We start from the raw sequence: 26,491 nt of genomic DNA on the forward strand, positions 1-26,491 counted from the left end.
CTATGCCGCATCTGCCTCGTCTGAAGTCAGTTCTCCTTGCCAGCCTGTTGACGGCACTTACGCTGTCGCCTGCCTGGGCGAAAGAAAAGTTCAAGGTCATCACGACGTTTACGATCATTGCTGATATGGCAAGCAATGTGGCAGGCGATGCGGCAGACGTCAGTTCAATCACCAAACCCGGGGCAGAGATTCACGAATACCAGCCCACGCCAGGCGACATTAAGCGGGCGCAGGGCGCGCAGTTAATTCTCTCTAATGGTCTCAATCTGGAACTCTGGTTTACCCGCTTCTACCAACATCTGTCCGGCGTACCGGAAGTGATGGTCTCAAACGGCGTAAAACCGATGGGCATCAGCGAAGGGCCATACAATGGAAAACCCAATCCGCATGCCTGGATGTCAGCAGACAACGCACTGATTTACGTGGATAACATTCGCGATGCGTTAATGAAATATGACCCGGAAAACGCAGCGACCTACCAGAAGAATGCCGATCGCTATAAAGCAGAAATTCAGCAAACGCTCGCGCCGCTCCAGGCCGAACTTGCCAAAATTCCTGCCGATAAACGCTGGCTGGTCACTAGCGAAGGGGCGTTCTCCTATCTGGCGCGCGATAACGACCTGAAAGAACTGTACTTATGGCCGATCAACGCCGATCAACAAGGTACGCCGAAGCAGGTACGCAAGGTGATCGATACCTTACGTGCGCATCAGATCCCCACGGTATTTAGCGAAAGTACCGTGTCCGACAAACCCGCGCGTCAGGTAGCCCGGGAGTCTGGCGCACATTACGGCGGCGTGCTGTACGTCGATTCACTCAGCGCTGCCGACGGCCCGGTCCCGACCTATCTGGATCTACTGCGCGTCACCACACAAACCATTGTTAACGGCATCAATAACGGCCTTGGGAGTCAACCATGAGTCAATCTGCGATTACCGTGAATCAGGTTACGGTGACGTATCGCAACGGCCACACTGCACTGCGGGATGCCACGTTTCAGGTTCCGGGCGGCTCGATTGCCGCACTGGTTGGTGTCAACGGTTCCGGGAAATCAACACTGTTTAAGGCGTTGATGGGGTTTGTCCGGCTGGCACAGGGGGAAATCTCTATCCTGCAACAGCCGGTCAACAAGGCGCTAAAACAGAATCTGATTGCTTATGTGCCCCAGTCTGAAGAGGTGGACTGGTCATTTCCGGTACTGGTGGAAGATGTGGTCATGATGGGACGTTTTGGCCATATGGGCTGGCTGCGTCGGCCAAAGGCGCACGATCACGCCTGCGTGGATGCTGCACTGGCGCGGGTTGATATGCTGGAATATCGCCATCGCCAGATTGGTGAACTGTCCGGTGGGCAGAAAAAACGCGTTTTCCTGGCAAGGGCCATTGCACAAGATGGGCAGGTTATTTTACTGGATGAACCCTTCACCGGCGTGGATGTAAAAACCGAAGCCCGGATCATCGACCTGCTGCGCGAATTGCGTGATGAGGGCCGAACCATGCTGGTCTCCACCCATAACCTGGGCTCGGTCACCGAGTTTTGTGATTACACGGTAATGATTAAAGGCACCGTGCTGGCAAGCGGTCCAACTGACACCACCTTTACCACCGAGAACCTTGAACAGGCATTTAGCGGCGTTCTGCGTCACGTCGCATTGAGTGGGGGTGAGCAGCATGTGATTACCGATGATGAGCGCCCGTTTATTTCGCGCCGCGCGGCACGCGAGGGGGAATAGTCATGAACTGGCTGACAGAACCCTTTGGTTACCAGTACATGCTCAACGCCATGTGGGTTTCGGCGATGGTCGGCGGCCTGTGCGCGTTCCTCTCATGCTACCTGATGCTCAAAGGCTGGTCGCTTATTGGCGATGCGCTATCGCATTCCATCGTCCCCGGTGTTGCCGGGGCATATATGCTAGGGCTTCCCTTCGCGCTGGGGGCATTTCTCTCCGGGGGACTGGCTGCGGGCAGTATGCTGTTTCTTAATCAGCGTTCGCGCCTGAAGGAAGATGCGATTATCGGACTGATTTTTTCGTCTTTTTTCGGTATCGGGCTGTTTATGGTGTCGCTCAATCCGATGTCGGTGAACATCCAGACCATTATTCTCGGTAACGTGCTGGCGATTGCGCCGGAAGATATTTTGCAACTGGCGATCATCGGCGTCATCTCACTGACTATCCTGCTGCTGAAGTGGAAAGACCTGATGGTGGTCTTTTTCGATGAAAACCATGCACGCTCTATTGGTCTGAATCCTGGTCGGCTGAAGCTGCTATTTTTTACGCTGCTCTCCGTTTCCACCGTTGCTGCACTGCAAACCGTCGGCGCATTTCTGGTCATTTGCCTGGTGGTCACGCCCGGCGCCACAGCCTGGCTGTTGACCGATCGTTTTCCTCGTCTGCTGACGATCGCTGTGGCTATCGGTAGCCTGACCAGCTTTTTCGGCGCCTGGCTAAGCTACTGGCTGGACGGCGCAACCGGCGGAATTATCGTCGTACTGCAAACGCTGCTGTTCCTGCTGGCGTTTGTCTTCGCCCCCAAACACGGTCTGCTGGCGAATCGCCGCCGCGCCCGGCAGGTGAACAAGGAGTCCTCATGTTCTTAACCACATTACTGGAACCTTTTCAGTTCAGCTTTATGGTCAACGCGCTGACCATCTCCGTTATCGTCGCCGTCCCCTGCGCGCTGCTGTCGGTATTTTTGGTGTTGAAAGGTTGGGCGCTGATGGGGGATGCCATGAGCCATGCGGTCTTTCCAGGGATTGTACTGGCCTGGATTGCGGGTATTCCGCTGGCGATTGGCGCTTTTGTCGCCGGATTGTTCTGCGCGGTCGCCACCGGGTATCTTGACGATAATAGCCGTATCAAGCGCGATACCCTGATGGGGATCGTCTTTTCCGGTATGTTTGGCGCCGGACTGGTGCTGTATGTGTCAATCCAGTCTGAAATTCATCTGGACCATATTTTGTTCGGTGACATGCTGGGCGTTTCGCTGGGCGACATTGCGCAGACTGCGGTTATCGCTTTGGGGATAGCGCTTATCATCGGGCTTAAATGGAAAGATCTGCTACTGCATGCGTTCGATCCGCACCAGGCAAAGGCCAGCGGTCTTAACACCACACTGCTGCATTATGGTCTGCTGTGTATGATAGCCCTGACTATCGTCGCGACGCTAAAGTCGGTAGGTATTATTTTGTCGATCTCCTTGCTGATTGCCCCCGGTGCGATTGCGATTTTAATGACGCGCAGGTTCGCCCAGGCATTATTACTGGCTACCGCCATATCGGTTGCAACGTCATTTCTGGGTGTATACCTGTCATTTTTCATCGACAGTGCCCCCGCGCCGACCATAGTCGTTTTATTTTCCCTGCTGTTTGTCATCACCTTTATTTATTCAACGCTGCGCGATCGGCGTTTAGAGAATCAACTTCAGCTGCATGATGTATAAATAATGCTTCATGATATGTCAGCTAATGATGCTTATGCCTCTAAAACCTCGTTTCCGCATCCTGACGGGTATTATCGATATTCAATAAGATAAAAAAGAGCAACCACGAAATGAATGAGTAATTTGATACAAACTTCACCAGCCACACTTCAATGGTACATTGGGGTGTGGTGTAAATAGACCCGTTTTAGTTCCAGGCATTTTTTGAGATCCCGGCCAGATAATAGTGCTGTCGGTATTCCTCCGGTGTCATATTGTTCAGTGATTCATGCGGGCGTTCACAGTTATATTCAGATAACCATTTCTCCGTGATTTCCCGCACTTCATTCAGCATTCTGAACAGATAAAAATCGAGTATTTCTGTACAGTATGTTCGGTTAAAGCGCTCAATAAAAGCGTTCTGTGTCGGCTTACCCGGCTGGATAAACTCCAGTTTTACTGCATGTTTCTCTGTCCATTCAGCCAGTGCCAGTGAGATAAATTCCGGACCATTATCCATGCGTAACGTGACCGGATCGCCGCGATTTGCCGCGATCCTGTCGAGCACACGGACCACGCGCAGAGCTGGCTGATTCAGTTCGATTTCAATCGACAACGCCTCACGGTTAAAGTCATCAACGACATTGAACGTGCGAAAACGACGGCCACAGACCTGGGTATCAGGCATAAAGTCGATAGACCAGTTCTGGTTCAGACTCCGGCAGGCCTGACGGAGAAGCTTTAATTCGTGGAGTTTAAAACGTGCAGCAAACGAGAGAAGTTGTGGAAAGTTACCAATTTTAAACTGAACAAGTTTACCAGTCGGGGACTCGCGTAACGGTAGGAAAAAGACTTCATCCCGGTGGCACCACATGAGAGACGTAAACCACGATTTTCGCCCACGTCAGCCTCATCTTTGCCACCAGGCTTCATCATTTTTACCGCTTTAAACGAAAGTGGCTTTCCCTCTTGTTTTACTACCATAAAGACTCCGTTATCATGCACCTTATGCAGTCATGAATTCCTACTGTTAACTGTAGGATTCCATGATATTCGATGAGACAACGTGAAACCTAATGATAACCATAAAATTCACTAACTCATTAAAAATTAAGAAATATGGACATCACACTCCAATGAGTACAATAGAAAATCTAGACTCTCACACCCCCATGATGCAGCAGTATCTCAAGCTGAAGGCTCAGCACCCGGAGATCCTGCTGTTTTACCGCATGGGCGACTTTTACGAACTGTTTTATGACGACGCGAAACGTGCGTCGCAGCTGCTCGATATCTCGCTGACCAAACGTGGCGCATCGGCAGGCGAGCCAATCCCGATGGCGGGCATTCCCCACCATGCGGTGGAAAACTACCTCGCTAAGCTGGTCAATCAGGGGGAATCTGTCGCTATTTGCGAGCAGATTGGCGATCCAGCAACCAGCAAAGGGCCGGTTGAACGCAAAGTGGTACGCATCGTCACACCGGGCACCATCAGCGATGAAGCACTTTTACAGGAACGTCAGGACAACCTGCTGGCCGCCGTCTGGCAGGACAGTAAAGGCTTTGGCTACGCCACACTGGACATCAGCTCCGGGCGTTTTCGCGTCAGTGAACCCGCAGACCGTGAGACGATGGCTGCGGAACTACAGCGCACCAATCCTGCCGAATTGCTGTATGCCGAGGATTTCGCAGAAACGTCGCTGATCGAAGGCCGTCGCGGCCTGCGTCGTCGTCCGCTGTGGGAGTTTGAAATTGATACCGCCCGCCAGCAGTTAAACCTGCAGTTTGGCACACGGGATCTGATCGGCTTTGGTGTGGAAAACGCGCCGCGTGGATTATGCGCTGCCGGCTGCCTGCTGCAATATGTAAAAGATACCCAGCGCACCTCACTGCCACATATTCGCTCCATCACCATGGAACGCCAGCAGGACAGCATCATTATGGATGCCGCCACGCGCCGCAATCTGGAAATTACCCAGAACCTGGCCGGTGGCGTAGAAAACACGCTGGCATCGGTGCTCGATTGCACCGTGACGCCAATGGGTAGCCGTATGCTCAAACGCTGGCTGCATATGCCAGTCCGCGATACGCAGATACTGATCGAGCGCCAGCAGACCATCGGCGCGCTGCAGGATTCCACCAGCGAATTGCAACCCGTACTACGTCAGGTGGGCGATCTGGAACGTATTCTGGCACGTCTGGCACTGCGTACCGCGCGCCCACGCGATCTGGCGCGGATGCGTCACGCCTTCCAGCAATTACCGGAACTGCGCGCTCAACTGGAAAACGTAAACAGCGCTCCCGTACAGATGCTGCGCGAGAAAATGGGCGAGTTCACGGAACTGCGTGAACTGCTGGAGCGTGCCGTGGTTGATGCCCCGCCAGTGCTGGTACGCGACGGTGGCGTTATCGCACCGGGCTATAACGAAGAGCTGGACGAATGGCGAGCGCTGGCTGATGGCGCAACCGATTATCTGGACAGACTGGAGATCCGCGAGCGCGAGCGCACCGGCCTGGACACATTGAAAGTTGGATTTAACGCCGTCCACGGTTACTACATTCAGATCAGTCGTGGACAGAGTCATCTGGCACCGATTAACTACGTACGCCGTCAGACGCTGAAAAATGCCGAGCGCTACATTATTCCTGAGCTGAAAGAGTACGAAGACAAAGTTCTGACCTCAAAAGGCAAAGCGCTGGCACTGGAAAAACAGCTGTATGACGAGCTGTTCGACATGCTGTTGCCGCATCTGGCTGATTTACAGCAGAGCGCCAGCGCACTGGCAGAGCTTGACGTGCTGGTCAACCTGGCCGAACGCGCTTATACCCTGAACTACACCTGCCCGACATTCAGCGATAAGCCCGGTATCCGTATTGCAGAGGGTCGCCATCCGGTGGTGGAACAGGTGCTGAGTGAGCCGTTTATCGCCAACCCACTTAACCTTTCCCCGCAGCGGCGGATGCTGATTATCACCGGGCCAAATATGGGCGGTAAAAGCACCTATATGCGCCAGACCGCGCTGATTGCGTTGCTGGCCTACATCGGTAGCTATGTGCCGGCACAAAAGGTAGAAATAGGTCCAATCGACCGTATCTTTACTCGTGTGGGCGCAGCGGATGACCTCGCATCCGGTCGTTCAACCTTCATGGTAGAAATGACCGAAACTGCCAATATTCTGCATAACGCCACTGAGAACAGCCTGGTGCTGATGGATGAGATTGGGCGCGGGACCTCAACCTATGACGGTTTATCTCTGGCCTGGGCTTGTGCTGAAAATCTGGCGAATAAAATCAAAGCACTCACGCTGTTTGCTACCCACTACTTCGAACTGACTCAGTTACCGGAAAAAATGGAAGGCGTAGCGAACGTACATCTGGATGCGTTAGAGCATGGCGATACCATCGCCTTTATGCACAGCGTACAGGATGGCGCGGCGAGTAAGAGCTATGGTCTGGCGGTCGCGGCACTGGCTGGCGTTCCGAAAGAGGTTATCAAACGCGCACGGCAAAAACTGCGCGAGCTGGAAAGCATCACGCCAAACGCCGCGGCAACGCAGGTTGATGGGACGCAGATGTCACTGCTCAGTGCACCGGAAGAGACATCACCTGCCGTTGAAGCACTGGAAAATATTGACCCGGATTCGCTGACGCCGCGCCAGGCGCTGGAGTGGATCTATCGGTTGAAGAGTCTGGTGTAATACTCGTGGTGCCGGATGACGGCTCCGTCTCATCCGGCCTACGGCCTGATTTGTAGGCCCGATAAGCACAGCGCCATCGGGCAAATTTACCGGGCGGGGCTTCGCCTCGCCTGCATTTTTGATTAGCGCTTATCTTCCGCCAACAGCGGGGGGATACTTGGCACCATCGGTGCTTCATCAATATCCTTCTGCGTCATGCGAAACGCCTGCGGGTAGTGCTCACGGCTGGTGCGACGTAGCGGTTCAGTATTACGCCAGGTGTACAGACAATGCTGGCACTGATATACCGTCCAGACGCCTTTTACCGGCGAATTCGCCATCACTTCAATATGTTCATCGGCACAACGTGGACAAATCATCTGCAACTCCTTATTTACGGTTAGCCAGCATGGCGGTCAGCTTTTCAGCCCAGGCTTTCGTTTCCGGTAAATCACATACCGGCTGGCTGTAGTGCCCACGGTTATCCGGCGCGACCGGTGTGGTGGCATCAATAATTAACTTGTCGGTAATCCCCGCCGGACTGGAACCCGGATCAAGCTCCAGCACCGACATATTCGGCAATTGCACCAGATCCCCCGCCGGATTGACCTTCGACGACAGCGCCCACATCACCTGCGGTAAGTTGAACGGATCAACATCCTCATCAACCATAATCACCATTTTCACGTAACCCAGACCGTGCGGCGTGGTCATCGCCCGCAACCCTACCGCACGGGCAAAGCCGCCGTAACGTTTTTTGGTGGAGATAATCGCCAGCAAACCGTGGGTGTACATGGCGTTCACCGCCTGCACTTCCGGGAATTCTGCCTTCAACTGTTGATACAGCGGTACGCAGGTTGCTGGCCCCATCAGATAGTCGATTTCCGTCCACGGCATCCCGAGATACAGCGATTCAAAAATAGGTTTACTGCGATAAGAGACTTTATCAATGCGCACCACAGTCATGTTGCGCCCGCCAGAGTAGTGCCCGGTAAATTCACCAAATGGCCCTTCTATTTCACGCTTGCGGCTTTCAATGACCCCTTCAAGGATCACTTCTGAACCCCACGGTACGTCAAAACCGGTGAGCGGTGCGGTGGCGATCGGGTACGGGCTTTCTCGTAGCGCCCCCGCCATTTCGTATTCAGATTGATCGTACTTCAGCGGCGTTGCCCCCATCAGAGTGATGATCGGATCGTTGCCAAGGGTGATCGCAATCGGTAGATCCTCGCCGCGCTCTTCAGCTTTATGCAGATGCAGCGCGATATCATGCATCGGCACCGGCTGCAGGCCAAGCTTGCGTTTGCCCTTCACTTCCATACGATAAATGCCGACGTTCTGCTTACCGAAATTGTCGACATCCAGCGGATCGCGTGAAACCACGCAGGCTTTATCAAGGTAGAAACCACCGTCGCCATCGTTCAGACGAAACAGCGGCAGAATATCAAACAGGTTGATATCGTCACCGTCGACGCTGTTTTCCGCCCACGCCGGGTTGGCACGACGCTCCGGCGTAACCGGAAATTTATCCCAGCGGCGAATGAATTCATCGATCTGTTTTTTCACCGGCGTATTCGGTGGTAAACCCAGCGAGATTGCATGGTTCTGCCAGGAGCCGATAGTGTTCATTGCCACACGGGCATCGGTAAATCCACGAATGTTGTCAAACCACAGCGCAGGCGCCCCGTCGCCAATACGTCCGGTGGCATTGGCAGCCGCTGCTAAATCCGGTTCGGCGTTCACTTCTTCACTGATTTTCAGCAATTGTCCCTGGTCGTCCAGCGCCTGCAAAAAGCTACGCAAATCATCAAATGCCATTACTCATTCTCCTGTAAAAAATTCTGCGCCTGCCGTAACCCCTGCCAGCGACGGGCGTTTGGGTGTTCCAGACCAAACTGATCGAGAACGCGAGCGACAATGTGCTGCGTAATGTCATCGACCGTTTGCGGATGGTTATAAAACGCGGGCATCGGCGGAACCATTGCGGCGCCCATACGGGAAAGTGCGAGCATATTTTCCAGATGAATGGTGCTCAGCGGCATTTCACGCGGAACCAGCACCAGCTTGCGCCCTTCTTTCAGCACCACATCAGCGGCGCGCCCCACCAGGCCTTCCGCGTAGCCTGCGCGAATACCGGCCAGCGTTTTCATGCTGCAGGGGATAATGATCATGCCGTCGGTCCGAAACGAGCCAGAGGAAATACTCGCTGCCTGGTCCGCCGGATGGTGGCAATAGTCCGCCAGCGCAGACACATCGTTAACGCTGTACGGCGTTTCGAGCTCAATCGTCGTTTTAGCCCACTTCGATAACACCAGATGCGTTTCCACTTCCGGCATTTGCCGCAGCGCTTGTAGTAGCGCCACACCAAGCGGCGCTCCCGTTGCCCCGGTCATTCCTACGATGAGTCTCATTCAACCTCTCAATATTGTTCGTGTACGAACATTTTGCATAACATACTCCCACAACCGACTCCGGGCAAGGACACCTGGCACAGATAGCTAAAGTCGCGCTTATTAAAAAATCACGCGTTACCCGCTATGATAGAGACCGATCGTTTGCCCGGAGTTCCCATGGAGTTACGAAATACCGCGTTTCACTTACTACGTCAGCTTTTTCAAAAGCATACGGCTCGCTGGCAGCATGCATTACCGGAACTGACCAAACCTCAGTACGCAGTGATGCGGGCCATCGCTGAACAGCCCGGCATTGAGCAGGTTACCCTGACCGAGGCTGCAGTCTGTACCAAGGCGACGCTTGCGGAAATGCTGAGCCGGATGGAAAAACGCAATCTGGTCAGGCGTGAGCACGACCCGGCGGATAAGCGTCGGCGGTTTGTTTATTTGACCGCGCAAGGGGAAGCATTACTGGCCAGCGCAACCCCGTTGGGAGATAGCGTGGATGATGAGTTTCTGGGCCGACTTAGCGGGGAAGAGCGCGAACAGTTTACGCAGTTGGTGCGTAAGATGATGAACTGATTTGCCGGATGGCGACGTAAACGTCTTATCCGGCCCACAAAGCCCTGCTCTCCGTAGAGCCTGATAAACGCAGTGCCATCAGGCAACAAACAAAGAAAAAGGCCAGCCTCACCGAGACTGGCCTTTCTTGATAGAACTTGTGCTTACTCGCGGAACAGCGCTTCGATATTCAGCCCCTGTGTCTGCAGGATTTCACGCAGACGACGCAGGCCTTCAACCTGAATCTGACGAACACGTTCACGGGTCAGGCCAATTTCACGGCCCACATCTTCCAGTGTCGCAGCTTCGTACCCCAGCAGACCAAAACGACGTGCCAGCACCTCACGCTGTTTGGCGTTCAGTTCGAACAGCCATTTGACGATGCTCTGTTTCATATCATCGTCTTGCGTGGTGTCTTCCGGACCGTTTTCCTTTTCGTCGGCCAGAATATCCAGCAACGCTTTTTCGGAATCGCCACCCAGCGGGGTGTCTACCGAAGTAATGCGCTCGTTGAGTCGGAGCATACGGCTGACGTCATCAACCGGTTTATCCAGTTGTTCCGCAATCTCTTCTGCACTCGGTTCGTGGTCCAGTTTATGCGACAACTCACGCGCGGTACGCAGATAGACATTCAGCTCTTTTACAATGTGAATCGGCAGTCGGATCGTACGGGTTTGATTCATAATCGCCCGTTCGATCGTCTGGCGGATCCACCAGGTTGCGTATGTTGAGAAGCGGAACCCGCGCTCAGGGTCAAACTTCTCGACGGCACGGATAAGCCCCAGATTGCCCTCTTCAATCAGGTCCAGCAATGCCAGACCACGATTGCCATAACGACGAGCAATTTTCACCACCAGACGCAGGTTACTTTCAATCATGCGGCGGCGAGAAGCGACATCTCCACGCAGTGCGCGACGCGCAAAATAAACTTCTTCTTCGGCTGTTAACAGTGGCGAATAACCAATCTCACCAAGGTAAAGCTGAGTCGCGTCCAACACACGCTGTGTGGCCCCCTGCGATAACAGCTCTTCTTCAGCCAGGTCGTTATCACTGGGTTCCTCTTCACTCAAGGCTTTCTCATCAAAAGCCTCTACTCCGTTCTCATCAAATTCCGCATCTTCATTTAAATCATGAACTTTCAGCGTATTCTGACTCATAAGGTGGCTCCTACCCGTGATCCCTAACGGAACTAGCACGTGAAAGCCTGGTTCCGCCGAATTATCGCTGCGGTAAATAGCGCAGCGGGTTTACGGATTTCCCCTTGTAACGAATTTCAAAATGCAAGCGTGTAGAACTGGTTCCGGTGCTACCCATGGTAGCTATCTTCTGCCCCGCCTTGATTTCTTGTTGTTCCCGGACCAGCATTGTATCGTTATGGGCGTAGGCACTCAGGTAATCATCGTTGTGTTTGATGATAATAAGATTACCGTAACCACGCAGCGCATTACCGGCATATACGACGCGTCCATCTGCGGTCGCGACAATAGCCTGTCCTTTGCTGCCTGCAATGTCGATCCCTTTATTGCCACCTTCGGTAGCTGCGAAGTTTTCGATCACTTTGCCGTCAGTCGGCCAGCGCCAGGTAGAAATCGGCGAACTGGTAGAAGTTGAGCTTGCAGTCGATTCGGTTGCACTAACTGCCGGAGCCGTTACAGGCGCTGTGACGACGGTCCCAGCAGGCTTGTTGTTCGGCAACATTTTGTTAGCACTTTGTTCACCTGAATCCTCAGAATACGTAATTGTTGGTTTCGAAGCAACAGCAACGGTGGAATTTTGTGCAGGGTTGGTCACAACTCCTTGCTGTGCTGCATCCGCCTGGGTGATGGCATTACCACCGGTAATCGGTGCACCCGACGCGTTGCCCACTTGCAGAGTTTGTCCGACATTCAGGCCATACGGGGCCGGAACGTTATTGCGTTGTGCGAGGTCACGGAAATCGTTCCCGGTAATCCAGGCAATATAGAAAAGCGTGTCGCCTTTCTTAACAGTATAGGTACTGCCACCCGTATAGCTACCTTTCGGAATATTCCCATACTGACGATTGTACACAATCCGCCCGTTTTCCATCTGGACAGGCTGTTCTGCAACCGGCTGAACCTGTGTTGGCTGAGTCGCCGGGCGTTGCACCGGTTGGATCTGTGGCGTTTGTTGTACTGTCGCCGTTGATCCCATTTTTGGTGGAGGCGTGATCAGCATGCCGGAGCTGGTGTTCGATGATGCATTGCCGCCAACAGAGCTGACCGGCGCTGGTGGATTCGAGGTGTTTGAACAACCTGCCAGCCATAACGAAACCAGTGACAATGCCGCCATGCGGCGAACGGTAAATTTGTGGCTTCCCGCGCTCATTTATCCCCCAGGAAAATTTGGTTAATACCCAGTGACGTAATCACCGTGCAAGGCATCGGACTGGACACTGGAAAATGTGACCACGATACGCTTACTAATTCCAGAATATCCAGGAAAACTCCAGGTATTCAGCAGCGTTAGCTACGCCAGCTCCCCTTTGACTAAGGGAACAAAGCGTACGGCCTCCACGGTGTCGATAATAAATTCGCCTCCCCGACGACGCACCCGTTTCAAAAACTGGTGCTCATCGCCCACGGGCAAGACGAGAATGCCGCCTTCATCCAACTGCATCATCAATGCCGTTGGGATCTCCGGCGGTGCTGCCGTCACAATGATAGCGTCAAACGGAGCTCGCGCCTGCCAGCCTTGCCATCCATCACCATGACGGGTCGAAACATTATGTAAATCAAGCTGTTTCAGGCGACGACGCGCCTGCCATTGCAAACCTTTAATGCGCTCAACAGAGCACACGTGATGCACCAGATGCGCCAGGATCGCCGTCTGGTAGCCAGAGCCGGTACCAATTTCCAGCACCCGAGACTGCGGCGTTAGCTCCAGCAGTTCGGTCATGCGAGCCACCATATAGGGCTGTGAGATGGTCTGCCCCTGGCCAATCGGCAGGGCGATATTATCCCAGGCCTTATGTTCAAACGCCTCATCAACGAACTTTTCACGCGGCACGGCGGCGAGCGCATCCAGGACATGCTCATCTCTGATGCCCTGCGCACGTAATTGTTCAAGAAGAGTGTGTACGCGTCTGCTTACCATTGCGTGTCGGCTCCCACGCTGTCTAACCAGTCAGAAACCACCTCATGCGCGCCATATGCGGTTAAATCGACATGCAGCGGCGTGATGGAAACATAACCTTCATCAACGGCAGCAAAATCCGTATCCGGACCGGCATCGCATTTTTCGCCCGGTGGTCCGATCCAGTACAGCGTATTGCCGCGGGGGTCCTGCTGTGGAATCACCTGATCCGCCGGATGGCGGCTGCCGCAGCGGGTAACGCGAATACCTTTGATCTGATCCAGGGGTAAATCCGGCACGTTGATATTCAGAATGCGACCGGTGCGCAGCGGTTCGCGGCTTAACGCGCGTAAAATCCGGCAGGTTACTGCGGCAGCAGTATCGTAGTGTTTATGCCCATCGAGTGAGACCGCCAGCGCAGGGAACCCCAGATGACGACCTTCCATCGCCGCCGCCACGGTACCGGAATAGATAACATCATCACCCAGATTAGGACCCGCGTTAATACCAGAAACGACAATGTCCGGACGCGGACGCATTAATGCGTTCACGCCCAGATAGACGCAGTCGGTGGGTGTCCCCATTTGTACAGCGATATCGCCATTATCATAGATAAACGTGCGAAGTGAAGACTCCAGCGTCAGCGAGTTAGACGCGCCACTGCGGTTACGATCCGGGGCAACCACCTGTACGTCAGCAAACTCACGCAGCGCTTTCGCCAGCGTTTGTATACCGGGCGCGTGGACCCCATCATCGTTACTCAGCAATATACGCATAATCACCCATTGTGTTAATAAGTTCCCTTACAACACTGGTGGCGAAGCTACCTGCCGGTAGCCAAAAGCGCAACTCAACGGTTACGTCATCCCACCAGTTCCAGCTTAATTGTTGTGGATACAGCAACATAGCGCGGCGCGATGCCTCAACTTTCTCGCGCAATAACAGAGACTGCAGCGCGGTTTCGTCAGCAATAGCGGCTTCTTCAAACGCCAGCGCATCGCGCTGAGTTCCCCACTCACCGCTGCCCGGCAATGCCGCTGTTATCATCAATTCTTTCTCATCGACGCGACGCTGTAATTCAGTTTGTTCTTCCTGTGTGGCGACAAACCAGCTTCCGCGTCCCGACAATTGTAGCGCATCGCCGTCAACAACTTGATTAAAGTCTGTTTTTTTCAGGCGTTCACTGACTATCTGATTAAACAACGCGCTACGGGCCGCCGACAACCAAAAACTGCGTTTATTGCGATCGCGCACCGGCGCATCGCTTTGCGCCCAGCGCAGCGCCCCTTGCAGGTTGCTGCCGCCGATACCAAAACGCTGAGCGCCAAAATAGTTCGGAACGCCGCGCTCGTTAATTGCCTGCAAACGCGCTTCAACATCATTTCGCTCGCTCACTTCACGCAGCACCAGCGTAAACGCGTTGCCTTTCAGCGCCCCTAAACGCAGCTTACGCTTGTGGCGCGCGTACTCCAGCACTTTACAGCCTTCAAGCTCAAATTTGCTTAAATCAGGCATCGCATTGCCCGGCACACGCGCACACAGCCACTGTTCCGTGACCGCATGCTTGTCTTTCTGGCCAGCAAAGCTGACTTCCCGGGCATGAATTTTCAGGAATTTCGCCAGCGCGTCAGCCACAAAACGGGTGTTACAACCGTTTTTCAGGATACGCACCAAAATGTGCTCGCCTTCGCCATCGGGTTCGAAGCCTAAATCTTCGACGACGACAAAGTCTTCCGGATTCGCTTTCAGAACGCCATGGCCTTGTGGTTTGCCATGGAGATACGTCAGATCTTCAAACGCAGTCATTTCGTTGCCTTAATGAGTAACGCCACCGCTTCACAGGCAATCCCTTCCCCACGCCCGGTAAAACCGAGTTTTTCCGTGGTGGTCGCTTTCACGTTAACATCATCCATATGGCAGCCGAGATCCTCGGCAATAAACACCCGCATTTGCGGAATGTGCGGCAGCATCTTCGGCGCCTGTGCAATAATCGTCACATCTACATTACCAAGCGTATAGCCTTTGGCCTGAATACGCCGCCAGGCTTCACGCAATAATTCACGACTATCTGCGCCTTTAAAGGCCGGGTCGGTATCAGGGAAGAGTTTACCGATATCCCCCAGCGCAGCCGCGCCCAGCAGAGCATCGGTTAGCGCGTGTAACGCAACATCACCATCAGAATGCGCCAGCAAACCTTTTTCATACGGAATGCGCACACCACCAATGATAATTGGGCCAACGCCGCCAAAAGCGTGTACGTCGAAACCGTGTCCAATTCGCATTATGTCTTCTCCTGGTATACACAACATCCTGCAGGCTGCCTCGTTGCAGCGTGAAGGATGAGGTGTCTAGATAGTTCGGGTCAGATAAAATTCCGCCAGCGCCAGATCTTCCGGGCGGGTGACTTTAATGTTGTCAGCGCGTCCTTCGACCAGCAGCGGATGAAAGCCGCAATATTCCAGTGCCGAAGCCTCATCCGTAATGGTTGCGCCTTCGTTGAGCGCTCGCGTCAGGCAGTCGTGCAACAGCTCGCGTGGGAAAAACTGCGGCGTCAACGCGTGCCATAAATCGGTGCGTTCGACCGTATGAGCAATCTCGGTCTTACCAGGCTCGGCACGTTTCATTGTGTCGCGTACGGGAGCCGCCAGGATACCGCCGATACGGCTGGCTTCACTTATTGCCAGTAAGCGGGCTAAATCATCCTGGTGCAGGCACGGACGTGCGGCATCATGCACCAGTACCCACTGAGCCTCCCCTGCTGCTTGCAAACCGGCAAGGACAGAATCAGCACGCTCGTTGCCGCCATCCACTACGGTAATTTGCGGGTGCGCAGCAAGTGGAAGTTGGGCAAAGCGACTGTCGCCTGGGCTGATAGCGATGACGACTCGCGTCACCCGGGGGTGAGCCAGCAGCGCATCCACCGAGTGTTCAAGAATGGTTTTATTGCCAATAGAGAGATACTGCTTAGGACACTCTGTTTGCATTCGGCGGCCAAACCCGGCAGCCGGCACCACGGCGCAAACGTCCAATAAAGTGGCTGCCATGTTAAATCCCTGGACGGTTTATCGATTGTTTTGCCCTGCAGTCTGAGCGCGTTTAGACGCGTCAGGCACCAGACGATAAAAGGTTTCGCCCGGCTTAGTCATACTGAGTTCGTTGCGCGCACGCTCCTCAATAGCCTCTTGTCCGCCATTGAGATCGTCAATTTCAGCAAAGAGCTGATCGTTACGCGCTTTAAGTTTCGCGTTTGTAGCTTGCTGCGCAGCAACATCATCGTTGACGCGACTATAGTCATGTATGCCGTTCTTACCGAACCACAGCGAATACTGCAGCCAGACTAATAAAGCCAGCAACAGCAGCGTTAGTTTACCCATCCTGCCCCCTGAAAAACGGCATTAACATCCCATAACTTCCGCAGACAACTTTACATCAACGGTCGGGAATGCCGCGACAACGCGGGCAAATGTACCACATTTGCCCGTTGTTACGTATACCCCGTGTAAGGAGAACATAATCTCATTGTTGGTTACGGTTTGAATTAGAGCTGCCGATATGCGGCACCACTCACCATGAAAAAAGGGAAGTGAACCTAGCCCAGCAGCCACAGGAACAATGCGCCAAACATCGACCCAACCACCAGCAGGGTAAACGTAACGCTTAGCAGCAGCCGTCCCTGCATAAGCGAATGCAGGGCAATACCCGCCACAATGGCGACGGGCAGCAACGCGAGGAAAAAGGGCCAGGTATAAATGAAAAAAAACAGTGTATTAGGGCCATACATCAGACACGGGAATCCCAGCGCCAACAACCACGCAATAAAACCGACCACGGCCCCCGGTAGTGACCAGGTGGTTTCGTCGTCGGCGGCGAAGGTATCTGACTCTGTAATAGTAATGTTATGGCTGTTACGCATATCTAATCCTGTGACCGTGACTGACCGGGCATGTGAGCTCGGGTGTCTCAGGATCTGATAATATCTTCCTGCCTCAGCAGGTCTAATAATTGGGGTACCAAATTTGTTACCAATTGTTCACCATCAAGATGAATTTCTGGCGATTCAGGCGCTTCGTATACCGAGTCAATGCCAGTAAAATTGCGCAACTCACCCGCCCGCGCTTTTTTATACAGCCCTTTTGGATCACGTGATTCACAGGTCGCCAGCGGTGTATCGACAAACACCTCTATAAAACGCCCTTCGCCAACCCGCTCACGAACCATTTTGCGCTCGGCGCGATGCGGTGAAATAAAGGCGGTCAACACCACAAGGCCCGCATCCACCATCAGGTTAGCCACCTCACCAACCCGACGAATATTCTCCTTACGATCGGCATCGCTAAATCCAAGATCGCTACACAGACCGTGGCGCACGTTATCGCCATCCAGCAGATAAGTGCTAACCCCCAGCTTGTGCAACGCTTCTTCCAGCGCTCCCGCTACCGTGGATTTACCCGAACCAGAGAGTCCGGTGAACCACAGCACAACACCACGATGCCCGTGGTGTTGCTCCCGCTGTTGCGGCGTAACAGGATGGGCATGCCAGACGACGTTTTCGTCATGCAGCGCCATTATTTTCCTCCCAGCAGATCGCGCGCACCCCAGTGTGGGAAATGGCGGCGCACCAGCGCATTAAGCTCCAGCTCAAACGCGCTGAACTGGGATGTCGTGGCCTGCTCCTGGACGATCGGCTCGCGTACCAGTCCAGCCCCGACGGTAACGTTAGTCAGACGGTCAATGATAATCAGGCCGCCCGTGACCGGATTATGCTGATAGGTATCCAGCACCAGCGGTTCATCAAAGGTCAGATTAACCAGGCCGATGCCGTTTAGCGGCAGCGCTTCAACGTCACGTTGGGTAAGGTTGTTAATATCGACCTGATACTCCACGCTATCAACACGCGCACGCGTCTTCTTGCCCGCCACTTTGATGTCATAGCTCTGCCCTGGCGACAACGGTTGTTCCGCCATCCACACCACATCAACGGCAGCGCTTTGTACCGCTGGCAACGCTTCACCGGCATCAAGTAACAGGTCGCCACGGCTGATATCGATCTCATCTTTCAGCACCAGGGTGATCGCTTCCCCTGCATGCGCTTCCTGCAAGTCGCCATCGAAGGTCACGATCCGCGCTACGCTGGACTCTACGCCGGACGGTAGCACTTTGACGCGCTGTCCCACCTTCACACTACCGGAGGCCAGCGTTCCGGCATAACCACGAAAATCAAGATTTGGGCGGTTCACATACTGCACCGGGAATCGCATCGGCTGAGTATCGACAACGCGCTGGATTTCAACAGTTTCAAGCACTTCCAGCAGCGTCGGGCCGCTGTACCACGGCATGCTGAAACTTTGCGACGCCACGTTGTCACCTTCCAGTGCTGAAAGCGGTACAAAACGGATATCCAGGTTGCCCGGCAACTGCTCTGCAAAGGTCAGATAATCTTCACGAATCCGGTTAAATGTCTCTTCGCTAAAATCCACCAGATCCATTTTGTTGATCGCAACGATCAGATGTTTTATTCCCAACAGCGTGGAGATAAAGCTGTGACGACGCGTCTGATCCAGCACGCCTTTACGTGCATCGATCAGCAGGATCGCCAGATCGCAGGTCGACGCACCGGTTGCCATATTGCGGGTGTACTGCTCATGGCCGGGGGTATCCGCAATGATAAATTTACGCTTCTCGGTAGAGAAATAACGGTAAGCCACGTCGATGGTGATGCCCTGCTCACGCTCGGCCTGCAAGCCATCAACCAACAGCGCCAGATCGAGCTTTTCGCCCTGGGTGCCGTGACGTTTGCTGTCGTTGTGCAGCGATGAAAGCTGATCTTCATAAATCTGACGCGTGTCGTGCAGCAGGCGACCAATCAGGGTACTTTTCCCGTCATCCACGCTACCGCAGGTTAAAAAGCGCAGCAGACTTTTGTGTTGCTGGGCAACCATCCAGGCTTCAACGCCGCCTTCATTAGCAATTTGTTGTGCAAGTGTCGTATTCATGGCGGCTCCTTAGAAATACCCCTGACGTTTCTTCAGCTCCATGGAGCCCGCCTGGTCGCGGTCAATCACGCGCCCCTGACGTTCACTGGTGGTTGAGACCAGCATCTCTTCGATAATTTCCGGCAGCGTCTGCGCGTCTGACTCCACCGCGCCAGTGAGCGGCCAGCAGCCGAGCGTGCGGAAACGCACCATGCGTTTTTTAATCACTTCACCGGGTTGCAGATCGATTCTGTCGTCATCAATCATCATCAACATGCCATCGCGCTCAAGCACCGGACGCTCTGCGGCAAGGTACAGCGGAACAATGTCGATGTTCTCCAGCCAGATGTACTGCCAGATATCCTGTTCCGTCCAGTTAGAGAGCGGGAATACGCGAATGCTTTCGCCTTTGTTAATCTGGCCGTTGTAGTTATGCCACAGCTCCGGACGCTGGTTTTTCGGGTCCCAGCGATGAAAACGATCGCGGAAGGAATAGATGCGCTCTTTCGCGCGCGATTTCTCTTCATCACGGCGTGCGCCACCGAATGCTGCGTCAAAACCGTATTTGTTCAGCGCCTGCTTCAACCCCTCGGTTTTCATAATGTCGGTATGCTTGGCGCTACCATGGACAAACGGGTTGATGCCCATCGCCACCCCTTCCGGGTTTTTATGCACCAGAAGTTCGCAGCCGTAGGCTTTTGCCGTACGGTCACGAAACTCATACATCTCGCTGAATTTCCAGCCGGTATCAACGTGTAGCAGAGGAAACGGCAGTGAACCAGGATAAAACGCTTTGCGCGCCAGATGCAGCATTACGCTGGAATCCTTGCCGATGGAATACATCATCACCGGATTCGAAAACTCGGCGGCCACCTCACGAATGATATGGATGCTCTCCGCTTCCAGTTGCCGCAGGTGGGTAAGTCGTTTTTGATCCATAACCGTTCCTATGTATTGCCGTTATTTTGCTAACGAAGTTCAGATAACCTGACTATAGGGAGGGCAAGAGAGCGAATGAAATTACGAATTGGAATGAGTAGTTCCTCAAAGGAATAACGATTTGGAAAAGCAAAGTTCAAAAAGTGCTTAAGCCGCCGGATTTCGGGCATTTAGGAGCAAATGAAATTGTTTTACCTCGATCACAGTTTCATACTAGCGACTGAAAATTTCTGCTTGGTATTTAAGGACTCATTATGTTTTCCGCAACGCGCCACCTTATTGCTGCCATGGCGCTCGGCGCGTGTTTTATCCTTCCTGCACAGGCAACATCCTCCAGACCTGGAGATATCGCAAATACTCAGGCCCGATATATCGCAACATTCTTCCCTGGCCGCGTGACGGGCTCTCCGGCAGAAATGCTATCTGCTGATTATTTACGTCAGCAATTTCAGCAGATGGGCTATCGCAGTGATATTCGAACGTTTAATAGCCGTTATGTTTATACCGCCAAAGACAACCGTAAGAACTGGCATAACGTTACGGGCAGCACCGTCATTGCAGCGCATGAAGGCAAAGCACCGCAGCAGATTATTATCATGGCGCACCTCGACACTTACGCCGCGCTGAGCGATGCCGATTCCGATGCTAATCTGGGCGGATTAACCTTACAGGGCATCGACGATAACGCCGCAGGTTTGGGTGTCATGCTGGAATTGGCTGAAAAACTTAAAAATGTGCCGACACAGTACGGCATTCGGTTTATCGCCACCAGCGGCGAGGAAGAAGGCAAACTCGGCGCAGAAAATATCCTCAAGCGCATGAGTGCGGCTGAGAAGAAAAATACGCTGCTGGTTATCAACCTCGATAACCTGATCGTCGGGGATAAGCTCTACTTCAATAGTGGGAAAAGAACCCCGGAAGCCGTACGAAAACTGACGCGCGACCGGGCGCTGGCAATTGCACACAGCCGCGGTATCGTCGCCAGTACCAACCCGGGCCTGAACAAAGACTATCCGAAAGGAACCGGATGTTGTAACGATGCCGAGGTCTTCGACAAAGCGGGAATCGCCGTGCTCTCGGTAGAAGCAACCAACTGGAACCTGGGTAAAAAAGACGGCTATCAGCAACGCGCTAAAACCGCCTCTTTCCCCGCAGGTAACAGCTGGCACGACGTGCGTCTGGACAACCAGCAGCATATTGATAAAGCGCTTCCAGGCCGGATTGAACATCGCAGCCGCGACGTCGTACGCATCATGCTGCCGCTGGTAAAAGAACTGGCGAAAGCAGGTAAATCCTGAAGAAGAAGCCCGGTAAAATGTAAACGTTACCGGGCTTTTAGCCGTTACCCTTCGTGCAGCCCGCACTCTCTTTTCAGCCCAAAGAACCGCGTCTCTTCTTCCGCCATCCCCGGCTCCCATTTGCGGGTGGTATGGGTATCGCCGACTGACAGATAGCCTTGATCCCACAGTGGATGATACTTCAGACCGTGTTTTTGCAGATACTGGTATACCGTACGGTTGTCCCAGTCGATAATCGGCAGCACTTTAAATACGCCACGCTGAATAGCCAATACCGGTAAATGTGCACGGCTACCGGACTGTTCGCGGCGCAGGCCGGCAAACCAGGTTTGTACATTCAGTTCTTTCAGCGCCCGGTTCATGGGTTCGACTTTGTTGATGTCATTGTATTTCTCAATGCCTTCGACGCCCTGTTCCCACAGCTTACCGTAGCGTGCCTCCTGCCAGGCGGCGCTCTCTTTCGCGCGATAAACCTGGAGATTCAGCTTGAGTTTGTCCGTTAACTCGTCAATAAACTGGTAGGTTTCCGGGAACAGATAACCGGTATCGGTCAGGATCACCGGGATATCCGGGCGGCTCTGGTTTACCAGATGCAGGCTGACCGCCGCCTGAATACCGAAGCTTGATGACAGAACATATTCGCCGGGCAGGTTTTCCAGCGCCCACGCCACACGATCCTCGGCACTCAGTTTTTCCAGTTCGGCGTTGGTTTCTGCCAGTGCTAATACGCGTTCGACTTTCGGCAGTTCATTCAGCGTGTTTAGATCGAGTTGGGACATAAGTTCCTCACTGTGTGCCTTGCCTGATGGCGCTTCGCTTATCAGGCCTACCGTCTGCGTAGGCCGGATAAGGCATTTATGCCGCCATCCGGCAATTCATGTTATTCCCAGAAATCACGCGCTGGATCGAGCACCGGGCGAATGATGCCCGCACGCACCGTAAAGTCGCCGAAGCCTTCACCCGCTTCACGCTCTTTCGCCCAGCGCCCAACCAGTTCGTCAACGGCGTCGAGAATTTCCGATTCCGTAATGTTTTCGCGATACATACGCGGAATACGTGTTCCCATGCGGTTACCGCCCAGGTGCACGTTGTAGCGCCCCGGCGCTTTGCCCACCAGCCCCAGCTCGGCCAGCATTGCGCGGCCACAGCCGTTCGGGCATCCCGTCACACGCATCACGATATGCTCGTCAGGAATGCCGTGTTTTTCCAGAATGGATTCCACTTTGTCAGTAAACGACGGCAGGAAACGCTCGGCTTCCGCCATCGCCAGCGGACAGGTCGGGAACGACACGCAGGCCATCGAGTTTTCACGCTGCGGCTTCACCGCATTCATCAGCCCATGATCGCGCGCCAGCTTCTCTACCTTCGCTTTCTGGCTTTCCGGTACACCGGCAATAATCAGGTTCTGGTTAGCAGTAATACGGAAATCGCCTTTGTGGATCTTCGCGATCTCCAGCAAGCCGGTTTTCAGCGGACGGCCCGGGTAATCCAGAATACGGCCATTTTCAATAAACAGCGTCAGATGCCAGTTATTGTCGATCCCTTTCACCCAACCAATCCTGTCGCCACGACCGGTGAACTCGTATGGGCGGATCGGCTCAAATTTGATCCCCGCACGACGTTCCACTTCCTCTTTGAACGTGCCGATACCAACGCGTTCAAGGGTGTATTTGGTTTTAGCGTTTTTACGGTCGGTACGGTTGCCCCAGTCACGCTGCGTCGTCACCACCGCTTCCGCCACCGCCAGCGTGTGTTCAAGCGGCAGATAGCCAAATTCGCTCGCCGTACGGGCGTAGGTTTTCTTATTGCCATGCTCAATCGACAAACCACCGCCGACCAGCAGGTTAAAGCCTACCAGCTTGCCGTTTTCGGCAATCGCCACGAAATTCATATCGTTGGCGTGCAGATCGATATCGTTCTGCGGCGGGATGACGACTGTGGTTTTAAACTTACGCGGCAGATAGGTTGAACCGAGGATCGGCTCTTCGTCCGTGGTCGCGACTTTTTCCTGATCGAGCCAGATCTCCGCATAAGCGCGGGTGCGCGGCAGCAGATGTTCAGAAATTTTCTTCGCCCACTCGTAGGCTTCGGCGTGCAGCTCTGACTCATATGGGTTAGAGGTACACAGCACGTTACGGTTCATGTCATTGGCGGTCGCCAGTGCGTCCAGCCCCACCGAATGCAGCATCTGGTGCACCGGCTTCACGTTCTTCTTCAGAATGCCATGGAACTGAAAGGTCTGACGGTTGGTCAGACGAATACTGCCGTAAATGGTGTTATCAGCGGCAAATTTGTCGATGGCCTTCCACTGGGTTGGGGTGATCACCCCGCCCGGCAGACGGCAGCGCAGCAGCATCGCGTGGCGCGGCTCCAGCTTCTGCTCGGCACGTTCGGCGCGAATATCGCGGTCATCCTGCTGATACATACCGTGGAAACGGATCAGCAGGAAGTTATCGCCGTGGAAACCGCCGGTCAGACCGTCGTTCAGGTCTTCCGCGATGGTGCCGCGCAGGAAATTACTTTCACGCTTCATGCGCTCGGCGTCAGTCAGTTTGCCTTCGACCACTAAAGGCCCTGGGTATTTTTCGCTCATTAGTAGACATCTCGCTGATAACGGCGCTCAACGCGCAGCTCACTTAAAAATTCATCCGCCGCTTCGATATCCATTGCACCGAATTCAGCAATCACTTCCAGCAATGCCTGCTCAACGTCTTTCGCCATGCGATTAGCGTCGCCGCAGACATAAATGTGGGCACCGTCATTGATCCAGCGCCACAGTTCCGCGCCCTGTTGGCGCAGTTTGTCTTGTACGTAGATTTTTTCTTTTTGGTCACGCGACCAGGCGAGATCGATCCGGCTCAACACGCCCTCTTTGACGTAGCGCTGCCATTCCACCTGATACAGGAAATCCTCGGTAAAGTGCGGGTTGCCGAAGAACAACCAGTTTTTACCTTCTGCGCCATCGGCAGCACGCTGCTGCATAAAGGCACGGAACGGTGCGATACCGGTACCCGGGCCAATCATGATAACCGGCGTCTGCGGGTTCGCCGGCAGGCGGAAGTTGTCGTTATGTTCGATGAAGACGCGAACTTCGCCCTCTTCTTCCACACGATCGGCGAGGAAGCTGGAGGCACCACCGGCGCGGGCGCGGCCTTCAATGTCGTAACGCACGACGCCAACAGTCACGTGCACTTCACTTTCGACTTCCGCCTGGGAGGAAGCAATGGAGTACAGACGCGGGGTCAGCGGGCGCAGAAGATCAACTAACGCCTGAGCGTCCAGTTGTGCCGGGGAGAAACGCACCATATCGACGATTGGCGTGGTGGTGGCGTAATGCTGCAACTGCGCTTTATCGCCCACCAGCGGCAGCAGCGATTCACTGCGCGTCAGCGTGGCGTAGTTTTCCACGATATTGGCGGTGTTGACCGTCAGCTCAAAGTGCCACTGTAAGGCTTCCGCCAGCGGCAGCGTTTTGTCATTGACCGTGACCGGTTCATCACCCTTCAGCCACAGCAGCTCTGCCAGCTCTTTAACCAGCGCAGGATCGTTCTGATACCACACGCCCAGCGCGTCGCCCGGCTGGTAGCGCAGGCCGGAATCGCCGAGATCGATTTCGATATGGCGCACATCTTTTAGTGAGTCGCGACCGGTGATTTTCTGATTCACCGCAAGTGACGCCGCCAGCGGCGCTTCTTTGGTATACGGGCTGGTGTGTACTTCGTTTACCGAACCACTCGCAGCAACTTGCACAGACGGTGCAGCCGGCGCACGGGCTTTCAGAACCTCAACCAGACGCTCACGCCACTGCGCGGCAGCGGCCTGGTATTCGACATCAGCATCCACCCGATCCAGCAGGCGCTCGCCACCCAGTTCAGCCAGCCTGCTGTCGAAATCTTTCCCCGCCTTGCAGAAGAACTCATAGGAGGTATCGCCCAAACCAAATATGGCAAAAGCAGTGTTCTCAAGCTTCGGCGCTTTTTTCGAAAACAGGAATTTATGCAACGCCACGGCTTCTTCCGCCGGTTCACCTTCCCCTTGCGTCGACGCCACCACGATCAGCAATTTTTCATTGGCGATTTGTTTGAATTTATAGTCGCCAGCGTTGATCAGAGTGACGTTGAGCTTCGCGGAGATCAAATCATCGCGCAGGGCTTCCGCCACACGACGCGCATTACCGGTTTGCGAGGCGGAGATAAGCGTAATACCGGGCATTTCAGCAGCAGGCGCAGGGGCCGCCGCATTGCTGCCAGGCTGCTGATTCAGCACGCCCCAGAAATAGCCAGAAACCCACGCGAGCTGTGCGGGAGTGAAGTCAGTCGTGGCTGCCTGAAGGCGTGCCAGTTGCTCCGGATTTAGCGGTAGCAAAGCGGAAGGTGGGGCCTGTGTCGTCATGCGTTGTCATGTTCCAGTAAGCAAAGCGGATTTCAGCAATAAAACCCAAACTGAAGATAAGGTTAACGGCGGGGATAGTAACAATTAAAGAAGGGATAGAAATAACAAATAACCAAATGGACTAACCTGTTTTAGTTATAGTCATTAACGACAAAAACGATTTAATAACTATATGATATATAAATAGTTATCAAACATTAACAGCGTAAATATGACGTTCTGATGCTTAGCGCCCTTTTAACTAATGATAAAAATTGTACTTTACGGTACCCTACGGCGGTTTTTCGCATTCTTGAGAGTAAAAAATGTCCACCACCTTGTTTAAAGATTTCACCTTCGAAGCCGCTCACCGCCTGCCGCATGTACCAGAAGGGCATAAATGTGGCCGCCTGCATGGTCACTCATTTATGGTGCGTCTTGAAATTACCGGTGAAGTCGATCCGCATACCGGTTGGATCATGGATTTTTCTGAGTTAAAAGCGGCGTTTAAGCCGACCTACGACAGACTCGATCACTACTATCTGAACGATATTCCAGGCCTCGAAAACCCAACCAGTGAAGTGCTGGCAAAATGGATTTGGGAGCAGGTTAAACCGGTGGTTCCACTGCTGAGCGCAGTAATGGTAAAAGAAACCTGCACAGCAGGCTGCGTGTATCGCGGCGAGTGATCCCGACCTTGCCGGATGGCGACGCACCGCGACTGATCCCGGCCTACCTTATTAGCAAGCGTAGGCCGGACAAGCGAAG

The 26,491-nt window shown here is 53.8% G+C and carries 27 protein-coding genes and 1 pseudogene; 8 read left to right on the forward strand and 20 right to left on the reverse strand.

What is annotated here, in order from left to right; genetic code table 11:
- Positions 1-2: 2 nt before the first annotated feature.
- Genes AL515_RS19270 through sitD form a run of 4 tightly spaced genes read left to right on the forward strand, consistent with a single transcriptional unit; the run spans position 3 to position 3,440 of the window.
- Positions 3-920: a metal ABC transporter substrate-binding protein gene (locus AL515_RS19270; RefSeq protein WP_048213038.1), complete on the forward strand. Its 918-nt coding sequence runs from the start codon at positions 3-5 to the stop codon at positions 918-920.
- Positions 917-1,732, forward strand: coding sequence for an iron/manganese ABC transporter ATP-binding protein SitB (gene sitB, locus AL515_RS19275; protein ID WP_048213039.1), 816 nt, complete (start codon positions 917-919; stop codon positions 1,730-1,732). The genes AL515_RS19270 and sitB overlap by 4 nt, the downstream gene beginning before the upstream one ends.
- A gap of 2 nt (positions 1,733-1,734) precedes the next feature.
- The gene (gene sitC, locus AL515_RS19280) at positions 1,735-2,598 is read left to right on the forward strand and encodes an iron/manganese ABC transporter permease subunit SitC (protein ID WP_048213040.1); all 864 of its coding nucleotides are present in this window, start codon (positions 1,735-1,737) and stop codon (positions 2,596-2,598) included.
- Complete coding sequence (gene sitD, locus AL515_RS19285; protein ID WP_048213041.1) at positions 2,589-3,440, forward strand: iron/manganese ABC transporter permease subunit SitD; 852 nt, start codon at positions 2,589-2,591, stop codon at positions 3,438-3,440. Before sitC ends, sitD begins: the two co-directional genes overlap by 10 nt.
- A 187-nt stretch (positions 3,441-3,627) precedes the next feature.
- Here the strand turns inward: sitD and AL515_RS19290 are convergent.
- A pseudogene (locus AL515_RS19290) lies at positions 3,628-4,137 on the reverse strand (transposase); the annotation flags it as partial.
- Between the two features lie 23 nt (positions 4,138-4,160).
- A complete protein-coding gene (locus AL515_RS23880) occupies positions 4,161-4,403 on the reverse strand; it encodes a DUF4102 domain-containing protein (RefSeq protein ID WP_320338604.1) in 243 nt (80 codons plus the stop codon).
- Between the two features lie 152 nt (positions 4,404-4,555).
- On the opposite strand from AL515_RS23880, the gene mutS reads away from it, so the two are divergent.
- Positions 4,556-7,117, forward strand: coding sequence for a DNA mismatch repair protein MutS (mutS, locus tag AL515_RS19300; protein ID WP_061068470.1), 2,562 nt, complete (start codon positions 4,556-4,558; stop codon positions 7,115-7,117).
- Between the two features lie 122 nt (positions 7,118-7,239).
- Here the strand turns inward: mutS and AL515_RS19305 are convergent, their stop codons facing one another.
- Genes AL515_RS19305 through AL515_RS19315 form a run of 3 tightly spaced genes read right to left on the reverse strand, consistent with a single transcriptional unit; the run spans position 7,240 to position 9,507 of the window.
- Positions 7,240-7,476 carry a non-oxidative hydroxyarylic acid decarboxylases subunit D gene (locus tag AL515_RS19305; protein ID WP_061068471.1) on the reverse strand — a complete coding sequence of 79 codons (237 nt, stop codon included), beginning with the start codon at positions 7,474-7,476 and terminating at the stop codon, positions 7,240-7,242.
- 10 nt (positions 7,477-7,486) lie between these two features.
- Complete coding sequence (locus AL515_RS19310; RefSeq protein ID WP_061068472.1) at positions 7,487-8,914, reverse strand: non-oxidative hydroxyarylic acid decarboxylases subunit C; 1,428 nt, start codon at positions 8,912-8,914, stop codon at positions 7,487-7,489.
- Positions 8,914-9,507 carry a non-oxidative hydroxyarylic acid decarboxylases subunit B gene (locus AL515_RS19315; protein WP_061068473.1) on the reverse strand — a complete coding sequence of 198 codons (594 nt, stop codon included), beginning with the start codon at positions 9,505-9,507 and terminating at the stop codon, positions 8,914-8,916. The genes AL515_RS19310 and AL515_RS19315 overlap by 1 nt, the downstream gene beginning before the upstream one ends.
- Positions 9,508-9,666: 159 nt before the next feature.
- On the opposite strand from AL515_RS19315, the gene AL515_RS19320 reads away from it, so the two are divergent.
- Positions 9,667-10,071, forward strand: coding sequence for a MarR family winged helix-turn-helix transcriptional regulator (locus AL515_RS19320; protein WP_048213054.1), 405 nt, complete (start codon positions 9,667-9,669; stop codon positions 10,069-10,071).
- A gap of 143 nt (positions 10,072-10,214) precedes the next feature.
- Here the strand turns inward: AL515_RS19320 and rpoS are convergent, their stop codons facing one another.
- The 12 genes from rpoS to cysD all read right to left on the reverse strand — a co-directional run bounded on the left by rpoS (position 10,215) and on the right by cysD (position 20,054).
- Complete coding sequence (rpoS, locus tag AL515_RS19325; RefSeq protein ID WP_000081498.1) at positions 10,215-11,207, reverse strand: RNA polymerase sigma factor RpoS; 993 nt, start codon at positions 11,205-11,207, stop codon at positions 10,215-10,217.
- Positions 11,208-11,268: 61 nt separating this feature from the next.
- Positions 11,269-12,351 (reverse strand): murein hydrolase activator NlpD, encoded by a 1,083-nt coding sequence (gene nlpD, locus AL515_RS19330; protein WP_306308092.1) that lies wholly within the window; start codon positions 12,349-12,351, stop codon positions 11,269-11,271.
- A 186-nt stretch (positions 12,352-12,537) separates the two neighbouring features.
- Positions 12,538-13,164 (reverse strand): protein-L-isoaspartate(D-aspartate) O-methyltransferase, encoded by a 627-nt coding sequence (locus AL515_RS19335; RefSeq protein ID WP_061068474.1) that lies wholly within the window; start codon positions 13,162-13,164, stop codon positions 12,538-12,540.
- Positions 13,158-13,919 (reverse strand): 5'/3'-nucleotidase SurE, encoded by a 762-nt coding sequence (gene surE / locus AL515_RS19340; protein ID WP_061068475.1) that lies wholly within the window; start codon positions 13,917-13,919, stop codon positions 13,158-13,160. The genes AL515_RS19335 and surE overlap by 7 nt, the downstream gene beginning before the upstream one ends.
- A complete protein-coding gene (gene truD / locus AL515_RS19345; protein WP_061068476.1) occupies positions 13,900-14,949 on the reverse strand; it encodes a tRNA pseudouridine(13) synthase TruD in 1,050 nt (349 codons plus the stop codon). The genes surE and truD overlap by 20 nt, the downstream gene beginning before the upstream one ends.
- The gene (gene ispF, locus AL515_RS19350) at positions 14,946-15,425 is read right to left on the reverse strand and encodes a 2-C-methyl-D-erythritol 2,4-cyclodiphosphate synthase (protein WP_003034167.1); all 480 of its coding nucleotides are present in this window, start codon (positions 15,423-15,425) and stop codon (positions 14,946-14,948) included. Before ispF ends, truD begins: the two co-directional genes overlap by 4 nt.
- A 66-nt stretch (positions 15,426-15,491) precedes the next feature.
- Complete coding sequence (gene ispD / locus AL515_RS19355; protein ID WP_048213058.1) at positions 15,492-16,187, reverse strand: 2-C-methyl-D-erythritol 4-phosphate cytidylyltransferase; 696 nt, start codon at positions 16,185-16,187, stop codon at positions 15,492-15,494.
- Positions 16,188-16,205: 18 nt separating this feature from the next.
- Positions 16,206-16,517, reverse strand: coding sequence for a cell division protein FtsB (gene ftsB, locus AL515_RS19360; RefSeq protein ID WP_003034163.1), 312 nt, complete (start codon positions 16,515-16,517; stop codon positions 16,206-16,208).
- Positions 16,518-16,732: 215 nt separating this feature from the next.
- A complete protein-coding gene (locus AL515_RS19365) occupies positions 16,733-17,056 on the reverse strand; it encodes a DUF3561 family protein (RefSeq protein ID WP_048213060.1) in 324 nt (107 codons plus the stop codon).
- 47 nt (positions 17,057-17,103) lie between these two features.
- Positions 17,104-17,709: an adenylyl-sulfate kinase gene (cysC, locus tag AL515_RS19370; RefSeq protein WP_048213061.1), complete on the reverse strand. Its 606-nt coding sequence runs from the start codon at positions 17,707-17,709 to the stop codon at positions 17,104-17,106.
- Positions 17,709-19,136 (reverse strand): sulfate adenylyltransferase subunit CysN, encoded by a 1,428-nt coding sequence (gene cysN / locus AL515_RS19375; RefSeq protein ID WP_048213062.1) that lies wholly within the window; start codon positions 19,134-19,136, stop codon positions 17,709-17,711. Before cysN ends, cysC begins: the two co-directional genes overlap by 1 nt.
- Before the next feature lie 9 nt (positions 19,137-19,145).
- Positions 19,146-20,054, reverse strand: a complete 909-nt coding sequence (gene cysD, locus AL515_RS19380; protein WP_005130891.1) for a sulfate adenylyltransferase subunit CysD — start codon at positions 20,052-20,054, stop codon at positions 19,146-19,148.
- Between the two features lie 254 nt (positions 20,055-20,308).
- Here cysD and AL515_RS19385 point away from each other — a divergent pair, with 254 nt between their 5' ends.
- Complete coding sequence (locus AL515_RS19385; protein WP_061068477.1) at positions 20,309-21,352, forward strand: aminopeptidase; 1,044 nt, start codon at positions 20,309-20,311, stop codon at positions 21,350-21,352.
- Positions 21,353-21,396: 44 nt separating this feature from the next.
- Here the strand turns inward: AL515_RS19385 and cysH are convergent, their stop codons facing one another.
- From cysH to cysJ, 3 genes are all read right to left on the reverse strand, one after another.
- Positions 21,397-22,131, reverse strand: a complete 735-nt coding sequence (cysH, locus tag AL515_RS19390) for a phosphoadenosine phosphosulfate reductase (RefSeq protein ID WP_061068478.1) — start codon at positions 22,129-22,131, stop codon at positions 21,397-21,399.
- A gap of 101 nt (positions 22,132-22,232) precedes the next feature.
- On the reverse strand, positions 22,233-23,945 hold the full coding sequence (cysI, locus tag AL515_RS19400; RefSeq protein WP_061068479.1) for an assimilatory sulfite reductase (NADPH) hemoprotein subunit: 1,713 nt from the start codon (positions 23,943-23,945) through the stop codon (positions 22,233-22,235).
- Positions 23,945-25,744: an NADPH-dependent assimilatory sulfite reductase flavoprotein subunit gene (cysJ, locus tag AL515_RS19405; RefSeq protein WP_061068480.1), complete on the reverse strand. Its 1,800-nt coding sequence runs from the start codon at positions 25,742-25,744 to the stop codon at positions 23,945-23,947. Before cysJ ends, cysI begins: the two co-directional genes overlap by 1 nt.
- 305 nt (positions 25,745-26,049) lie before the next feature.
- On the opposite strand from cysJ, the gene queD reads away from it, so the two are divergent.
- Positions 26,050-26,412: a 6-carboxytetrahydropterin synthase QueD gene (gene queD, locus AL515_RS19410; RefSeq protein ID WP_048213068.1), complete on the forward strand. Its 363-nt coding sequence runs from the start codon at positions 26,050-26,052 to the stop codon at positions 26,410-26,412.
- Positions 26,413-26,491 lie beyond the last annotated feature (79 nt).

The organism is Citrobacter sp. FDAARGOS_156, from assembly GCF_001559235.2.
Classification (GTDB): domain Bacteria; phylum Pseudomonadota; class Gammaproteobacteria; order Enterobacterales; family Enterobacteriaceae; genus Citrobacter; species Citrobacter youngae.